The sequence below is a fragment of the Pantoea sp. UBA5035 genome (assembly GCF_002415245.1).
GTDB lineage: Bacteria > Pseudomonadota > Gammaproteobacteria > Enterobacterales > Enterobacteriaceae > Pantoea > Pantoea septica.
This window is the reverse complement of the sequence record NZ_DICD01000028.1, coordinates 222563-240323: the sequence shown is the minus strand read 5'-3', so window position 1 is coordinate 240323 and position 17761 is coordinate 222563. Positions and strand designations below refer to the sequence as shown.

Below are 17761 nucleotides of genomic sequence, written 5' to 3'. Positions count from 1 at the left end.
AAATTAAAGTATATTAAGGTAAATTAATTTTGTTTTATTAAAAACAGATTGCAAACTGAAGCGCTCTTCGACTATTTTCCGGCCATTGACCCCCATCTCATATCTTAGGTCGGAATTAGACAGTAGAACACGAATTTTTTCTTTGAATTGTTTAGTATCATTCTTTTTTATAACAAATCCATTTACACTATCTTTTATTATGCTACTGCAACCGCCGCTATCATAAACAATACAAGCTCTTCCTATTGCAGCCCCTTCAATAATTATCCTTGGAATGCCTTCAAAATAAGTTGAAGGTAGTGCCACTATGTTACTTTCAGCAATTAGTTCAGGTACGTCATCGCGTTTGCCAAGCCAGTTAATTAAACCCAGGTTGTGCCACTTATTTATTTGCTCTATAGGGATGGCATCTCTATCATCTTTTACTTCAATGCCAGCAACATTTAGAGTAAAGTCAAAATTTTCTGACAGCAACTCTTTTTTTATATTTACTAAAACTTCTAACCCCTTGGACTTAAGTAGTCTGCTAGCAAATAATATTACGGGAGGAGTATTATTTTTTTCAGGGATATAGTTATAATTATTAATAAGATCTACACCCACTCCCTCAATGACAAAACATTGATGCTTTGAAACGTTCGTAAGGCTTTTTAGCAAATTCATATCATGAACATGCTCAAATATCAGTCTGCTTTTGGCATTTCCGAAAATGAAACTGTATAGTTTCCGTACTAAGAAATTCAGCGTTTTGTATAAAGGATCTTGCTTCATAAAAACTCTACCAAGACCAACAAAACTAGCCACAAAAGGTTTTGCTGATAGCCTTGAAAAAATGCCGCCAATAAGGATGGGCTTGATTGTTATTGAGTGTAAGATATCAGGACGGATTTTTCTTAAGATTAAGAAGATGTTCAACATATCTTTTAAAGACGAGAAAACATTTAAAGATCTTTCATGCATTCCACTCTCATAGCAATTCATACCAGCTCTTGTCAAAAATGTTTTTTCCTCTTTTGTAAAATGACCAATGACATATACATCAAAACCATCGTTTAAAAATAATTTTGCTCTATCAAACCAATGTAATTTAAAATACCAGCCTGAATTTATAAAAAAACAAATTTTCTTTTTCATTCATATACCACTAGTGGTTGCGACCACCTTTATTTTTCATTCCGTGAAAAATCCCTTTCAATAAATAAGCATAGTAATTTTTCTTATGCTTACATTTGAGCCCATCGATAGTATACTTTATTATCCTAATGCACTTAGATATGGTGCTAAAAAAATCCTTGCCTGGGAAATACTTCTCATATAGAAATAGATTCCTTGATAAATAGTATATCTTCCATTCCTGCCCATCCCAACTATTCTTTTCTTTAACATCATGAATAAACTTAAGCTCCGGGCAAAAAAATATTTCATAGCCATAATATGTAAGATTGTAGGAAAAAAACACATCGTCATAATATATGAATAAATCTGGCTGGATATACTTATAACTATTGACCAAAACTCTTTTCGAAATTATACATCCTACAAAAGAAAATGTTAATACTCTCTCTTTTAGATTAGGTTGGGCTATGTAATTTTCAGGATAACGAATATATTTTAAATTATCTCTTAACGTGATAGCTCTTTTCTTCCAGGGCAGATTCATTTTGCATATTTTTCCCTGTGGCGTTCGCACTTCACTGCAATATACATTTTTTTCATTTTTATCTATACTTGAAAAATTGCTTATAAAATCATCAGCTGGATAAGCATCGTCGTCAAAGAAAACGATCCATTCAGTTTCCAAATATTTAGATATATATTCTGACCCTAATCTAAATCCCCCAGCTCCACCATTATTATTTTTACTATGAAGAATAGTAATATTTGCATCAGCAATAGCATTTAGCCAATCTTCCGTATTGTCAGTGGAAGCGTTATTGACTATTACTATATGATTAAATGGCAACCTCCTTGTTGCCATTAAGGTTTTTTTTAACTTATGAAGCCGGTTATATGTTACAATCAGAGCAGTTATATTCATCTTACGGAAACTGCGAAAGAAGGCATTTTAATACCTTCTTTGATATTATTTAAATATAAACGTGAAGTGTTTAATGCTTCTGCTATTGTTACGTCCATATCCAAATATCTGTAAGTACCAAGACGGCCGATAAAAGTCACCTTTTCTTCTTTTTCAGCCAGTTGAACGTATTTATCAAGCATTTCCATTTCACCAACTTGCCGAATTGGATAGTAAGGAATATCATTTTCTCCACAACTTCTGCTGAACTCTTTATAACAAACAGATTCGGCATGTTTTTCCCATGGCGCAAAATATTTATGCTCTGTAATTCTTGTGAAAGGCACATCCTTTTCGCAGTAATTCATAACGGCACATCCTTGGTAGTCACCTTGATAATAGAACTTTTCAAAATCAAGAGTTCTATAACCTAGTCTTCCATAAATATGTTCGTAATATGCATCTAAAGGACCACTGTAAAAAACATGATCGTAAGCTTCTGCAACATTCTTTTCAAAAAAAGTTTCCAACTTTGTCTCAATATTTTCATGAGCCAGTAAATTTTCAACTATTTCTGTATAACCATTTTTTGGCATACCTTGGTATTTATGATTAAAATAATTGTCATCATAATTAAACCTCACAGGCAGACGTTTTAGTATCGAGGCCGGCAAATCTGCAGGAGATAATCCCCACTGTTTGATAGTATACCCTTTAAAAAAAGCTTCGTATAACTCTCGGCCTACAAAGCGCAGGGCTTGCTCTTCAAATGATTGGGGATCAGTAATATTAGATTCACCCTTTCCTTCAATAAATTTTTTAGCTTCATCAGGCGACAAAGTAAGACCAAAAAACTGATTGATTGTATGCAAATTAATAGGTAGCGAAAAAACCTTACCCGCTACTGTTGCCTTTACACGATTTATATAAGGCATCATTTCAGTGAATCGGCTTAAATAACTCCATACCTCTTCGTTATCAGTATGAAATATGTGAGGCCCATAAGTATGTACAGTGACGCCAGTTTTTGAATCAACTTCACTATAGCAGTTTCCTGCTACATGCTTTCGGGCATCAACTACTGTAACTTTATGTTCATTTTCGGCTAACTGTCTTGCTATGACCGCACCTGAAAAACCTGCACCAACCACCAAAACATTTTTTTTCATCAATTATTCCTTACACCCTTACTGCATAAACTTTTTATAATCAGCAATAACACTTTTGCTGTCGCCTATTTTTCTAACTTTATGATTCTCAATCCATATAACTCGATTGCAAACCTTTTCTATATCGCTCATGCTATGGCTTACAAAAAGAATGGTTACACCTTTTTCTTTGAAATCATTAATAGTATTTATGCATTTCTTTTGAAAACTTATATCCCCAACTGCCAAGACTTCATCTATTATGAGTATATCTGGATCTACCTGCGTAATAACTGAAAAGCCTAGCTTAGCTAACATCCCACTTGAATAAACTCGTATTGGCTCATCAATAAATTCGCCAAGTTCAGAGAACTCAATTATTTTATCTATTCTTTTATTAAGTTCTTTACGTCTGAGGCCTAATAAAGTTGCATTCAGTCTAATGTTTTCTCTGCCTGTTAATTCAGGATGAAAGCCTCCGCCGAGCTCCAACATTGAAGCCACTCTTCCATTTACTATAACCCTGCCGTTTGTTGGTTTAATCACACCAGCAACCAATGAAAGTGATGTACTTTTTCCTGCACCATTTCGACCAATAAGGGCGACAGATTCTCCTTTCTGTACCTGAAAAGAAATATCTTCTATTGCAAGATATGAACGCCCAGAAAGCATTGATAGTGCGCGTTTCGGGTTAAATATGAGTTCCTTAATACCTGAGCCTATATGATGATAGAGCGGGTATCTTTTAGTAACACTTTTAAATTCAATTGCCACAGTCATTACAATATCTCAGCAAAGCGGAATTTTAATTTATTAAAAACCCATACACCAGCAATTAGCATTATTACTGCAGAAACGTATATATGCATAAGTGTAATATAATTTATAGTTCCATGCATAAACATGTCTCGCCAGGATATTATCAATAGCGAAAGCGGATTAACGCTTATAATCCATCTATATGCTTCGGGAATCAAATCAATAGAGTATAAAATTGGTGTGCAATAAAACATTAGCATTATCCCAAGACTTATAAAGCGTTCAAGATCTCGGAAGAAAAGATTTAGAGTTGAAAGTAACAAAGCTAATCCATACGTCAATAGCATTTGTCCAAAACCAATCAAAGGTATTCCCCATAGCCAAGACAACGAAGGACGCATGTCATAGATATAAAGAAATACAATAATCACTGGAATTGTGCAAAGAAAATGCAAGAACTCCATTAACACATTACTAAAAGGAATGACCGATCTTGGGAAAACCGTTTTCTTTATTATCTGCGCATTTGCTATAAAAGAGAAAAGAGAATTACTTGCTGAACTTGCAAACCACTGCCAGGGAAATAAACCTGTTATCAGAAATATTGTATAATTTGGTATCTGAACTCGCATGACAAGTTTAAATATAAAGTAATAAATCATTGCGAAAAGTAGAGGGTTAGCTATCGACCAAAGATATCCCAAAAAGCTGCTTTTATAGCGTACTTTTAACTCTTTTTCTGTAATAACCGTGACAAGATCAATTAAATATCCGAAGTTATACTTCATATTTTGCTCAAATGTGCCTATGAATGTTATGGCTTGCTTGGTATTAAGGTGCTATAGCTTACAAAAAACAATGCTACCGCCCCTGGCCTGCAGCAACCAGTAAAGATTTTAATCTCTCAGCCCTGTAAACATATCATCAACTGGTATAGCCTGAGATTGAAACTAGAAATCACATTAGAAAAATCATGATTACCTGATTGTTAAGTTCAAGAAGATAAATCTTAAAACTTATTCTTCCAACACTAACCAGTCACCTGCCGGAAATCCTAACATTTTCATTGCTAATGCGAAAGAAGATGCGCTTCTTATCGAAGAATTAATAGTCAACTTCATACAAAACAAAAAGCCTGTCAATTGACAGGCTTTTTTCTTATAAAGAAAATCTATTTGAATCCGTTAGGATTTTTCGACTGCCAGTTCCACGTATCACGCATCATCTCTTCGATCCCGCGCGTCACGCGCCAGTCCAGCTCTTTATCCGCCAGGCTCGCATCGGCCCAGAAGGCCGCCAGGTCACCGTCGCGACGCGGTTTGATCTCGTAAGGAATTTGCTTACCGGACGCCGCTTCAAACGCCTTGATCATCTCAAGCACCGAATAGCCTTTACCCGCGCCGAGATTGTAGGCCTTGTAACCTTCAACCTTCGGTAAATGGTCGAGCGCTTTCAGATGCCCTTCCGCCAGATCGACGACGTGAATGTAGTCGCGCTGACAGGTGCCGTCCGGCGTCGGGTAATCGCCGCCGAATACGCCGAGCTGCGGCAGACGACCAATCGCCACCTGCGCGATATAGGGCAGCAGGTTGTTGGGAATGCCGGTGGGGTCTTCGCCAATCTCGCCAGACTCGTGCGCGCCCACCGGGTTGAAGTAGCGCAGCGCGATAGCTTTGAATTTCGGTTCGGCGAAGGCGAAGTCGCGCATCACGAACTCAATCATCAGCTTGGAGGTGCCGTAAGGGCTGGTCGTGCCGCCAATCGGCGTGGTTTCCACGTAGGGAACCGGCGCGTCGGCGCCGTAGACGGTGGCGGAAGAGCTGAAGATAAAGTCATAGACGCCAGCGGCGCGCATCTCTTCCAGCAGCACCACGGTGCCGGCAACATTGTTCTCGTAGTACTCCAGCGGCATGCGGGTCGATTCCCCTACCGCTTTCAGCGCGGCGAAGTGAATCACCGCCGTGATATCGTTGCTGGCGAACAGATCGCGCAGGCAGGCGCGGTCGCGAATATCGCCTTCGACGAAGGTCGCTTTTTTACCTGCCAGCTTCTCAACGCGATTAATCGCCTCGCGCGAGGCGTTGCACAGGTTATCCAGTACCACAACGTCGTCGCCGCGCTGCAATAACGCCAGCACCGTATGCGAGCCGATGTATCCCGCCCCGCCCGTTACCAAAATAGCCATGTGTGCTCCTGTCTAAGCTGCCGCGTCGGTGCGCGGCAAAACGTGAGAAAAAGTTATTTTGCCAGAATTTTCTCAATGGCGGCGCGGAAATCCTGCCCCATGCCGTTGCTGCGCAGGCCGTAAGTCACAAACGCCTGCATATAGCCGAGTTTACGACCGCAGTCGAAGCTGCGACCAGTCAGCAGCGCGGCATCGACCGGCTTCTTCTGGCTCAGGCTGGCGATAGCATCGGTAAGCTGAATACGGCCCCATGCGCCTGGCTCGGTGCGCTCAAGCTCGCCCCAGATATCAGCAGAAAGCACATAGCGGCCAACCGCGGCCAGGTCGGAGTTCAGCGGCGCTGGCTGATCCGGCTTCTCGACGAAGTCGGTGATGGTGCTGACATCGCCCGGGTTATCCAGCGGCTGCTCGGTGGTGATAACGGAGTACTCAGAGAGATCGGCGGTCGGCATATGCTGCGCCAGCACCTGGCTGTGCCCGGTCTCTTCGAAACGCGCCACCATAGCGGCAAGGTTGTAGCGCAGGTGGTCGGCGGTGGAGTCGTCCAGCAGCACGTCCGGCAGCACCACAACAAAAGGGTTGTCGCCGATCATCGGACGGGCGCACAGAATAGAGTGGCCCAGACCCAGCGGCTGCGCCTGGCGCACGTTCATAATGGTCACGCCCGGCGGGCAAATTGACTGCACTTCGCTCAGCAGCTGACGTTTTACGCGCGCTTCGAGCAGCGCTTCCAGCTCGTAAGTGGTATCGAAGTGGTTTTCCACCGCATTTTTGGAAGCATGGGTGACCAGCACGATCTCTTTGATGCCTGCAGCAACGCACTCATCAATGATGTATTGAATCATCGGCTTATCAACGACAGGCAGCATCTCTTTTGGAATTGCTTTCGTCGCCGGGAGCATATGCATACCGAGACCCGCAACCGGGATTACTGCTTTAAGCTTGGTCATATTTTTTCCATTTCATGAAGTGAATACGTGCGGTCGATTATGCAGGATCGGCCAGAACTGCAAGTATAATCTTTATCCGAAAATCCGACACTAAATGCCTGTCATCCCTTAGAAATTCATCTTTTTCCCACTGTTCAGGCGCGCCATAAAGTGAGCAAAGACAAGCGCTAACCGCCGGGTTAAAACCTGCGTCGATAACGCTGTTCGGTAAAGGTTAATGCCAGGCTAAAAAAGACTCGGGCGGCACGCTGGCCGCCCGAGAGGAAACGCGCCGATCAGAGCCAGCCTTCGAACCACTCCGGCCTGACAAACAGGTTGAAATGGTTTACCAGCGCGATGACCGCGATAAATATCGCCGACACCGACACCCACTGTCGCGCATAGGGCATAAAGCGAATGCCAATCACCGGCTTGATAAAGAAGGGGTGCGCGAAAGCGGAGATCAACACCTGCGAGATCGACAGCGTCAGCGCCACATAGAGCACGTTTGGCCAGATAAAGGTGGTCGCCAGCACCGCCAGCACCACCAGACTCGCCACCACATTCCAGTAGAACTCGACGCTGGTGCGCCCGTTGGCCTGCGAAATCGCGCCGGTCAGCCCGCCCATCGGCCGCAGCATGCCGAACAGCAGCATCAGCGGGATCAGATGGTAGACCTGCTCGTGCGACGCCCCATACAGCACGCGCACAATTACCGGCGAGAGAATGCCGATGGCGAGGTACATCGCGCTGCTGAACAGCATGATGACGAAGGTGCCCTTCAGGAACAGTTTTTTCAGCTGCTCTGGATCCTGCTGCTTCTCGGCGAAGCGCGGCAGCGCCAGGCGGTTAATCACCGGCGACACCAGCTTGAGCGGCTGGAGGATGAGCTCTTTCGCCAGCGAGTAGATGCCGAGCATCTCGGCGCCCATCACTTTGCCGACAATCAGGGCATCTGCCTGGGTACGCAGCTGGTTAATGGTCTGCGAGCCGAGCTGATAGATGCCGTAGCGTACCGCGCTGACGAAGGTCGCCCTGTCAAACTCACAGGTCGGCCGCCACGACTTCTCGCCGAAAGCGATCAGGCAGAGGATGCGGGTAAAAGCGTTGATAAACAGCCCGAGGATCGCCGCGGCTACCGTTAGCGAGGTGAAGTAGAGCATCGCTACGGTGCAGGCGAACGCAAACAGCTTGGTGGCCATCTCGATTTTCGCCAGCAGCACCATGCGTTTGGTTTTGATGTAGTGCGCCTGATACTGCGACAGGTGCCCCAGCACGAGGAAGTTGAGGCTGGTGAGCATAATCAGCCCCACCAGCTCCGGCAGGTGGTAAAACCAGGCGATGGGATACGCGACGCCAATCAGGATCAGACCGGTTACCAGGCTCAGCGAAACGTTGACCCAGTAAATGGTGCTCTGCTCGCGTCGGCTAATATCCTGGCGATGCACGATATAGCTGCTCATCCCCATATCCTGCAGCACGGTGGCGACCGCCAGAATCGCGTTGATAATCGCCAGCAGCCCCAGCTCGTGCGCCTCCAGCTTGCGCGCCAGCACGCTAAGCTGCAGCACCTGCAGCACTGCGGCAAAACAGGTACTGCCAAACAGCCATATCGCCTGTTTTTTCAAACCACTCACGCCAGCTGCTCCAGTAGCCTCGCCAGCTCGCCGTAGGCGATATGTTGGTTGAATTCCGTCTCGACCTTGCGGCGCGCCGCCGCAACGACCGGCGCGACGTCGATATCGCCCTGAGAGAGCCTGAAGAGCGTATCGGCCAGCGCCTCGGCGTCGTTTTCCGGCACCAGCCAGCCTGAAACGTTGTTCTCAATCAGTTCCGGAATGCCGCTGTGGAAGGTGGAGACTACCGGCAGCCCCACCGCCATCGCCTCCATCAGCGCGACCGGAATGCCTTCCATATCGCCATCGGCGGCGGTTTTCGACGGCAGCAGGAAGATATCTGCCTCGCTCAGGGCGGCGCGGATCTCCTCCTGCGGCTTAAAGCCCGGCATGCTGACGCAATCCTCCAGCCCGGCGTTGGCGATATGCTCGCGCATCATCTCATCCTGATCGCCGTTGCCGATAATGGTGAACTCAAACTGGCCGCCGCGCTGCTTCAGGAGTTCGCTGGCCTTCACCGCCACGTCGAGCCCCTTCTTCTCAGTGAGACGCGCCACGGAAACAATGCGCAGCGGCGAGTGAAACGCCTGGCGCGGCTCGAAGTTGAACTTCTCCGGCTCGATGCCCATGCGCGTAACGTGGATCTTCTCCGGCGGGCAGCCCATCTCGATCAGCTTGCGCTCCCACAGATGGCTAATCGGCAGCAGCAGCTCGCTCTGTTCGAACAGATTGACGTAATCCTGCTTATGCTCTTCCAGGATATGGCGACGCGAAATATCCGCGCCGTGGAACACCGTCGCCTGTTTGCCTACCAGCACGCCGAGTTCGCGCAGCTTATTGGCCAGCGCGCCCGCATAGCCGAAGTGCACCAGGAACACGTCAGCGGTATAGGGCTGGCGAGTATTCGCCACGATAGAGGGCAGCAGCAGCTTGCTGGACTGCGCGCCGTAGCGCCGCACGTTCAGCGAGCGGATCAGCGCCGGTTTCGCCACTTTCGGCAGCACCAGCTTCAGGCGCTGGTTGAGCTTGTCGAGGTTCGAGACCTTCTCTTCCGGCAGCAGATAGTGGGTGCGCGCCGCCAGCTGATATTCGTCGAAGGCCGCATGACGGTTCACCAGATCGCCCGGGAACACGGAGATAATCTCGACGTCGTAGCCGGCGTCGATAAAATGGGTCACCTGGTTCAGCACGAAGGTCTCAGAGGCGACCGGGAAACGCATGGTGAAAAAAGTCAGTTTCATAGCATTACCCCAATACGTTGAGGATCTCTTCTGTGATCCGGTTACCGACTTCGCGCTCGTGCGCGACCGCCGTATCGACCTGCTGCTTGATGGCGTCGTAATTCGCCAGCACCTCTTTTACTTTGCCGATCAGCGAACCGTCCATCAGGCTCTTCACATCGGTCGCCATTTGCGGCAGACCGAGCTGATTCATGACGCCCATCGACTTGTGTTCATAGTTGATAGCCACGGCGGGGGTACCGAAGTTCATGGAGATAATGGCAGAGTGCAGGCGCGTGCCGATAGTAAGATGGCAGCGGCTCAGCAGAATGCCCAGCTCCAGGTCATTGAACTCATCCATGATGACGTGGTAATTCTCCGGACGCTCGACGCTGTCGCGCAGGGTCAGCGCCACCATGCGATCGTCTTTGGCATAGCTGTCGATGCCGGTGCAGGTGGAGAAGGCGACCACCTGATAGCCTTCGGCGATCATGGCGTTGATCACGCGGCCAAAGGCGGCTTCATACTCTTGCTGCGTCACGCCCAGACGCTTGTCGAACGGCGCCAGCTCGCGCACGGTAATGGCGATGGTTTTGCGGCTGCTGATGATGTTTTGCCAGTGCAGCAGGTTGTGACTCGGCTGCTCGACGCTGCGCGCGCGCACCAGAAAGGCGGTGTCGACGCCCGGCGCAACTTTACGCGTGGTGACGCCATCTTTTTTCATCAGGTCGAGGCTGACCGACTCGCGCAGCACCAGGCTATCAACGCGGTCAAAAACAAAGTTCGCCAGCGCGTTGACGCGCGGATGCTGAAAAGGGCCGACCGAGTGGCCAATCAGATAAATCGGCTTTTTTGCCATCAGGGCGCAGAGCGCATGGTCGAACTGCGTCACACCGTAAAGATCGACGAAGAAAGAGCCGCCAACCTGGATAATGGCGTCGTATTGCTTCAGGCTGTCGGCGAAGGTTTGCAGATGTGCCGGTACGGCAAAAGATTTAAACAGCCCGCCTTTGCCCAGATGCGCCATCATAATGTTCGGCATCAGTCGGTTGGCGACCTTGCGCTTTACCGTGCCGATCAGCCCCTTCGCCGCTTTGCTGTTGTGCAAAAACAGCGAGTCCTGCTGAATGTCCTGCTGGAGCAAGTACCCAGAGCTCGTTGGATAACGGCTGATCGCGTCAATCTCTATGTCACTGCGGGCGGCATGTATTGAATCGATCAGCCCGCGGAGAATCGCGCCATCCCCGCGATTCCCACACGTGTGGTTACCCACCAATAAAATTTTCATCAACAACTCCGAAAAATTTCTTTTAATTTTTTACCCGGCCGGAACGTCTGCGATGCGTCGGGTAAACAAGCCGCCCTGTCCTGACGGGCAAAGTAAACTCTGCGTTCAAAAAAAAACCAATATACAAGCTAAAAAAGGCTCCAGAGGATGCTGCTCGCGCGCCTCCCTGCGCGCGATAAACGGTCATTAGCCTTTCACGGCGAAATAGGGCACGGCGCACTGTTCGCCGTTAATCACCATCGAGATAAAGCCTTTCGGCTTGCTGGTGTCCACCTGCTCGGCATTAAGCGCGCGCGATGCCAGCAGCAGATCGCCCTGCTCGTTGCCGCCGATGCCCGCCTTGCCGTTATGCAGGCTAAAGCGCTGCGGCGCCGCCACGTTGCCGGATGGCGGCGCAGCTTTCTCCATGCTGGCGCTGACGCGCGCGCAGCGGCCGGTGGCGAAGCGGTCTTTGCTGGTGGTCTTCATCAGCACCACCGCCGACGGCGTCCAGCCCGCCAGCTTCACGAAGATGCGCACTTCGCTGTCGTTGGCGGCGACGTAACGCACCTCGACGACCGGGCTGCTGCCCTCCGCAGACCAGCTCGCTTCCGCCTTGCTCTTCTTGCGCTGCACCTGGATTACCGCACGGCCGCCGGTGGAGCGATCGGCGATCGGATTCATCAGCGGCTGGCTGGTGCTGCCGTTGCTGAACTCCGACTGGCCGAAGATTTCGATCTCCCAGGCGTCGCCGACAGAGGGCGAATAGAGCGTGCCCAGCTCAAACCACGTCTGCTGGTCGCTGTTGTTCTCCAGCCGCCAGCGCGAGGTGATGTAGTTGTATTTCAGGCTGCCGTCGATGGCGACGCCGTAAGACTCCACGCGCGTCGATCCCATCTCCCAGACGTTGAGCCAGCGCTCGCCCTGATCGGAGTTATCGATCCAGCTACCGGACTGTAGATTGGTCTGGCGCATATTGAGGCGCGAGTTGTGCGCAATCAGCGGGTTTTTGCAATCCTCCAGGCTCAAGGCATCAACGATCCACTGACCGTTGGAGATGTCGCCCGGATGATCGCAGTGCTCGATCCAGCCATTATGAATAATCGACTGGCTGCAGCGCGGCAGGTTCAGCACCATACCGCCGCGGCAGTTCTGCGCGTTGAAGTTGGAAAGCTCGATAGCGGTGCTGTGATCCCAGGCGCCCGCCTTGCGGCCCGACCAGGCTGCTTTAATCACGTCGCCGGTGCAGCGCGAGGCGTACCACTGGTCGATTTTGCAGTCGAGCGTATCCAGCAGGCTGAGCGCGGTGCCGCCCACCGCGTTGAAGCGCAGACAGGCGCCGCGGAAGAACTGGCCGCCGTCGCAGGTGTTGCGAAACAGCCCCTGTTTATTGGGACGTTTGTCGCTGTTGCCGTTGAAGATCAGGTTAGAGATCTCGACCCAGCGCGCATTGACGTCGAAGACGAACTCCGACTGGCCGTCGGAGACGATGGTAGTGGCCGGGAAGTAGCCGAAGTTGACCATCGCGCCGGAGATGCGGAAAAAGCGGCGCCCTTCGCTGCCGAAATCGCAGGCGGAGACGAAGAAGGTGCCGGCGGGAAACTGCACGCAGATAGGCTGCTGCGCCTGTTCCGACCACTGGTACATCGCTTTGATGGCGGGCGCGGCGTCGGTTTTGCCGTCGGCGATGGCGCCGAAGTCAAACAGCGACAGGCGGTTGAAATCGTCCACCACGCGGCGCCAGTGAAAGCCCTCGCCGGCGAAGTTTACGCCGCCGTCGTCTTTTGCGTTCTGGAAGCTGCCGACAAACTCGCCGCCGCCCACTTCCAGCCCTTCATGCCAGCTTTTCAGCTTGATTTTCGCCCCTTCAAACAGCGGGCGGGTTTTGCGCAGCTCCTCAACCGAGGCGATCTCGCCAATCAGCTGATAGCCGCCCGGCTGCGCCAGACGCTGACTGAACGCCGCCTGACCCGGTCGGCTGACGTCGGGAATGTTAAACAGGATGTTGCCATCTTTGTCTTTCACCGTCATCGAATGCGACGGATCGGCGATCAGCGCGGCGTTGTCGTGAACGAAGCGGGCGAAGCTGCCTTTGTTGAGCGCGATCGGCTGGGTGATTTGCGCCAGCTTGCCGCTGTCGTCGCGCAGAAAAACCGGGATCTGGTTGCCAGCCTGGCTGGCGTCGCTGCCCGCCTTGCCGATCCAGAGCTGCCCTTCGAAGCCCTGCCAGAACTGCGGCGGCATGGCGTAGAGGTTCTCCGGCGTCAGAATCGGCACGTCGCCTTTCGGCACCGCCGCCGGATCGACCGCTTTCAGGGCGACGCCGCTGGTTTTCGCGGCGTGGCTGGAGAACGCACTGACGGAGAGTGCGGCAACAATGGAGGAGGCTGCGCTCTGCAAGACTTCTCTTCTTTTCATGCATCTAATCCCGTAGTCGATGGGGCCGCGCAATGGGCCATAACAGTGTCCCCTGAGGCACGTTGCAATCAGGCCCGTCCCTTGCCGCTGTTAAACCAGCGCCAGCCAGCTCTGCTTGATCTGCTTACCGTCGAATTTCAGCGCGGTAATTTTTGTTTTCTGACTCATGGCGTAGAAAAGCGCGTCGTCGCTGGCGAGCTGATCCATGCGCGCCAGGAAGGTCGCTTTGTCGTTCATCGGCACCAGGAAGCCATCTTCGCCCTGGTTGATAATCTCCTGCGGACCGGTTGGGCAGTCATAGGCCACCACCGGCAGCGACCAGGATTTAGCTTCGAGCAGCACCAGCGGCAGCCCTTCGTAGCGCGAGGTCATCAGCGCCATATCGCTGTCGCGGTAGTAGTCGTTGATATTGCTGACGCGGCCGACGAAGTTGACGCTGCCGGTGATGCCGAGCGCCGCCGCCTGATCTTCCAGCTGCTGGCGCAGCTCGCCGTCGCCGGCAATTACCAGCGTCCACTCCGGATGGGTTTGCGCGAAGTCGCGCCAGATATCGAGCAGCAGATCGAACCCTTTCTGGTGATCGAGGCGGCCCACCGCCAGCGCTTGACGACTGCGCGAGGTGCGCTCAAAGGCTTTGTACACCACCGGATTGGGGATTTGCTTGCTCGGAATGCGCCAGCGGGAGAAGACCTGATGGTCTTTGTCGGTCAGGACGATGACCTGATCGTAGTAGCGCAGCAGCAGGTATTTGAGGAGTTTGATCGGCTTGCTGAAGGAGTTGATGGCGATATGTTCGCAGGCATAGGCCTTGAAGCGTTTCTTCTTGCCGGAGAGCAGGCTCCAGAAAGCGAACATCACGCTCAGACGCCCCATGCTGATCAGAAATACGCTGTCGACCTCTTCGCTGTGAATGCGTCTGACAATACTTTTGATCGGATTGCTGTGTCCCTCAAAGCTGACGATCTCTTTGACGTGCTCAAAGGGATAGAAGGTTTTACCGCTGCCTTCCAGCGAATAGATGGTGACGTCGTGCGTTTCGCCCAGACACTCGGACATAAAGTTGCAGATGTTCTCAGTGCCGGCATACGAATAGGCATCTTTGATCACCAGGACGATTTTTTTCATTTAACGCTACCCACCTCAAAAGAGTAAAAAGACAATCCTGTTATCGATGCTTAAGGGTAAACAGTACGCCGTTCACCATATACCAGCCGTAATAGTAATAGATTTTTAAAGGATTGTTTTTATAGATAATTCTTAATAATTCCAGGTGCCACTTCGCCGCTTTATTCTTGTTGCGCGAAAGGGAATCGCCTAATTCGTAATAGTTGACGAGAATGCTCTGAATCACGCGCGCCTGTTTGTAGCGGGTGAAGAGTTCGTAGAGGAACAGGAAGTCCTCGTGCCCTTTACGCTGGAAGAAAATCCCCTGCGGCGGACGGCGGAAGCAGACCGAGGAGAAGCAGACGCGATACTGCTTCTTCACGAAGTTTTCCTGCTGCAGGTAAGGTTTGCTGTAGGTGATGTCGTGATCGGCGTTTTTGGTTTTGTAGTGATATTCGGTGATCACGAAATCGTCGCCGGAGGCGATAGCGGCCGCCTGCTGCGCCAGCTTGTCGACGTGCCATTCGTCGTCGCTGTCGAGGAAGGCGATAATCTCCTCTTTCGCCGCGCGCAGCCCGACGTTACGGGTCTCCGCCGCGCCGAGGTTTACCTCGTTGTCGAGAATGGTAATGCGCGGATCGTTACAGTGCTCGCGCACCAGCGCCAGCGAATCATCGGTAGATTTGTCGTTGATCAGGTAAAGGTGCCAGTCCGGCCAGGTCTGGTTCATTACCGACTGCACGGCGCGTAAAACCGTCTGGCGTGCGTTATACATCGGCATCACAATGCCTACGGTGCCAACATGATTCGTCATATTCATACCTGAATAAAAAAGTGTCGTTCCGGGAAAACGCTCCCGCGCAGGGAGCAAGAAAGAGTCAGGAAACCGCTTTTTCACCGCCCAGCCGCGCCCTTAACTTGTCTTTCACGCGGTTAAGGAAGTAGGACTGGTTGTCTTTGTTGGTGAGAAAGAAGTAGCGCGCGAAGGTCAGGCTCGCCATCAGCGACTTGCCGTCCATTTTGTAGCGCAGCGGCAGCTTAAACGCCTTGTAGGTGTCGATATCGCGCGCGGTCAGATGCGGCTTCATGGCATCCAGCCAGAAAAGCGAATATTTCACCGATTCGCCTTTATGCTTGGATCCAAATTTCGTCACCAGATGGTAGGTGGCGAGCGGGCGCGCGATCATCACGAACTCATAGCCGAGACGATCGGCGCGAATGCAGAAGTCGTAGTCCTGATGGCGGATATAGCGCGTATCAAACTGGATGCGCGCGGCATCCTCGCGCTTCAGCACGATGGTGCTGGTCTGGATAAAGCCGTAGCAGCCGAAGAGATACTCCGCCACGGTTTCGTTCTTACCCGGCGTCTGCATCGGCATCACCTTCAGGAAGCTGCCGTCCTGATAGATGTTCACCTGGCTGTAGATCACGAACTTGCTTTTGCCCTGCGCCTCCAGCTCCTGGATTTTACGGCTGGTCTCCAGCAGCTTGTCGGCGTGCCACTCGTCGTCCGCGTCGAGAAAGCTGATGTAGTCCCCTGTCGCCAGCTCAATGCCTTTATTGCGCGCGCCTGCGCCGTTCAGTTTCACCTCGGAGAGCACCAGGTTAATGCCCAGATCCTGATAGCGCTCGCTGTTGACTACCTCCGCCAGCGCCGCCGCATCGGCGGATTTGTCGTCAACGATGATCACTTCAAAATTGCGGTAGCTCTGCGCCTTGACGCAATCCAGCGTCGCGACGATCGACTGCGACGCATTATACGCGGGGATTACAATGGAGAAACGAATGTCCTTCATGCCAGTACCTCTTAAAAACAGGGCTGAAATCTATAAAAAAACAGGCTGCGTGCCGCGCAGCGGCGCCGGACGCAGCCGTGATAATCAGTAAGGGTTACCGGTACGATCCTGCTTGGTCGGCGCAACCTCAGCCGCCACCTTCTTCTTGTTGCTGCTGCCGATAAAGGGCTTTTCAACATAGAGATAGGTCATCTTCGCCACGTAGAACGACAGTATGAAGAACAGCGTGGAGATCAGGGTGTAGACCACCATGTTATGCGGCACCATGCTGAGCGGGATCTGCTTAATGAAGTAGAGCACCACGCCGTGGATCAGATAGAGGCTGTAGCTCACCTCGCCGATCGACATCAGGGTTTTGTTCTCCAGCATGCCAAGCAGGTTGTTGCCGCTGCTCACCACGAAGAAGATCGCCGTCAGGCAGCAGAGGAACACCAGATACCAGAAAGCGTTGCTGGTGAAGGCGAGCGCGAAAATCGCCAGCAGAATGCAGACCACGCCCGCGATACGCGACTGTTTAAAGACTGCCAGCCGGTCGCGCCAGGTATAGGCGAAGTAGCCCATCGCGAAACCCAGCACCGGACGCGGGTCGGTATAGGTTTTGCCCCACAGGCGCAGCGCCACGGCGACGCAGAAAATCGCGCCGATCGAGCCGAGGATCAGCAGGGTTTTGTACCTGCCGCTGGTGGCGCGGTTCACCACGAAAATCAGCGGGATAGAGAGATAGAGCAGCCACTCCAGACGCAGCGTCCACTCCACGCCGGCGTTGACGTCAGCGGTGAGAAAGTCGCCCATATGATAGCTGCCGACGAACAGCAGCCAGAGCACGGCGTCGGTTATGCTGTGCGCGTTGATATGCAAACCGCCCTGCGCCAGGCCGACCAGGATGATCACCAGCCCGGAGAACCAGAACATCGGCACGATGCGGCGCACGCGCGACTTCAGCAGCTTCCAGGTGAGCTGGCTCGCCGGCATGCCGTCGTTGTCCAGCCAGCGATAGAACAGAAACGCCGAGATCATAAAGAACAGCAGCACGCCGAACTTGCCGGCGTTGACGAAAAAGTTGCCTTCGGAGAACCAGACGAAATAGTCCTTATCGAAGATCCAGTTGCCGTCCAGCGAGTAGAGATAGTGCACCAGATGGGAAAAGGCGACGATGCTGGCCAGCAGCGCGCGCAGCCCGGAGATGCTTTTAATGCCGCTGCCGTTGTAAACGCCTTTATGGAACCCGGTCGCGCGCAGAAAGAGCAGCGCCAGACAAAACGACACCACCATGATTAATACGTACATGACAACTCCTGAAGC

At 51.3% G+C, this 17761-nt stretch carries 15 protein-coding genes; all 15 read right to left on the bottom strand.

The window, feature by feature from the left end:
- Positions 1-3: 3 nt before the first annotated feature.
- Positions 4-1134, bottom strand: coding sequence for a glycosyltransferase family 4 protein (locus tag B3229_RS20360; RefSeq protein WP_286873898.1), 1131 nt, complete (start codon positions 1132-1134; stop codon positions 4-6).
- Positions 1135-1144: 10 nt separating this feature from the next.
- Positions 1145-2038 (bottom strand): glycosyltransferase, encoded by an 894-nt coding sequence (locus B3229_RS20355; protein ID WP_286873895.1) that lies wholly within the window; start codon positions 2036-2038, stop codon positions 1145-1147.
- The gene (glf, locus tag B3229_RS20350; RefSeq protein WP_286873893.1) at positions 2035-3186 is read right to left on the bottom strand and encodes a UDP-galactopyranose mutase; all 1152 of its coding nucleotides are present in this window, start codon (positions 3184-3186) and stop codon (positions 2035-2037) included. Before glf ends, B3229_RS20355 begins: the two co-directional genes overlap by 4 nt.
- An 18-nt stretch (positions 3187-3204) precedes the next feature.
- Positions 3205-3945, bottom strand: a complete 741-nt coding sequence (locus B3229_RS20345; RefSeq protein ID WP_286873891.1) for an ABC transporter ATP-binding protein — start codon at positions 3943-3945, stop codon at positions 3205-3207.
- Entirely contained in the window at positions 3945-4712 is a 768-nt protein-coding gene (locus B3229_RS20340) for an ABC transporter permease (RefSeq protein ID WP_286873889.1), read from the bottom strand. The genes B3229_RS20345 and B3229_RS20340 overlap by 1 nt, the downstream gene beginning before the upstream one ends.
- A 383-nt stretch (positions 4713-5095) precedes the next feature.
- Complete coding sequence (galE, locus tag B3229_RS20335) at positions 5096-6109, bottom strand: UDP-glucose 4-epimerase GalE (RefSeq protein WP_286873887.1); 1014 nt, start codon at positions 6107-6109, stop codon at positions 5096-5098.
- Between the two features lie 53 nt (positions 6110-6162).
- Positions 6163-7059: a UTP--glucose-1-phosphate uridylyltransferase GalF gene (gene galF, locus B3229_RS20330; RefSeq protein ID WP_048784187.1), complete on the bottom strand. Its 897-nt coding sequence runs from the start codon at positions 7057-7059 to the stop codon at positions 6163-6165.
- A gap of 275 nt (positions 7060-7334) precedes the next feature.
- Positions 7335-8675: an MOP flippase family protein gene (locus B3229_RS20325; RefSeq protein WP_286873884.1), complete on the bottom strand. Its 1341-nt coding sequence runs from the start codon at positions 8673-8675 to the stop codon at positions 7335-7337.
- A complete protein-coding gene (locus tag B3229_RS20320; protein WP_033750174.1) occupies positions 8672-9895 on the bottom strand; it encodes a glycosyltransferase in 1224 nt (407 codons plus the stop codon). Before B3229_RS20320 ends, B3229_RS20325 begins: the two co-directional genes overlap by 4 nt.
- 4 nt (positions 9896-9899) lie before the next feature.
- On the bottom strand, positions 9900-11162 hold the full coding sequence (wcaK, locus tag B3229_RS20315; RefSeq protein WP_286873882.1) for a colanic acid biosynthesis pyruvyl transferase WcaK: 1263 nt from the start codon (positions 11160-11162) through the stop codon (positions 9900-9902).
- 186 nt (positions 11163-11348) lie between these two features.
- Positions 11349-13559 (bottom strand): phage tailspike protein, encoded by a 2211-nt coding sequence (locus B3229_RS20310; RefSeq protein ID WP_286873879.1) that lies wholly within the window; start codon positions 13557-13559, stop codon positions 11349-11351.
- A gap of 90 nt (positions 13560-13649) precedes the next feature.
- Positions 13650-14684, bottom strand: a complete 1035-nt coding sequence (locus B3229_RS20305) for a glycosyltransferase (RefSeq protein ID WP_033750181.1) — start codon at positions 14682-14684, stop codon at positions 13650-13652.
- Positions 14685-14724: 40 nt separating this feature from the next.
- On the bottom strand, positions 14725-15477 hold the full coding sequence (locus tag B3229_RS20300) for a glycosyltransferase family 2 protein (RefSeq protein ID WP_033750743.1): 753 nt from the start codon (positions 15475-15477) through the stop codon (positions 14725-14727).
- A 64-nt stretch (positions 15478-15541) separates the two neighbouring features.
- Positions 15542-16459 carry a glycosyltransferase family 2 protein gene (locus B3229_RS20295; RefSeq protein ID WP_033791537.1) on the bottom strand — a complete coding sequence of 306 codons (918 nt, stop codon included), beginning with the start codon at positions 16457-16459 and terminating at the stop codon, positions 15542-15544.
- 84 nt (positions 16460-16543) lie between these two features.
- Positions 16544-17746: an acyltransferase family protein gene (locus tag B3229_RS20290; RefSeq protein ID WP_286873873.1), complete on the bottom strand. Its 1203-nt coding sequence runs from the start codon at positions 17744-17746 to the stop codon at positions 16544-16546.
- Positions 17747-17761: the final 15 nt, after the last annotated feature.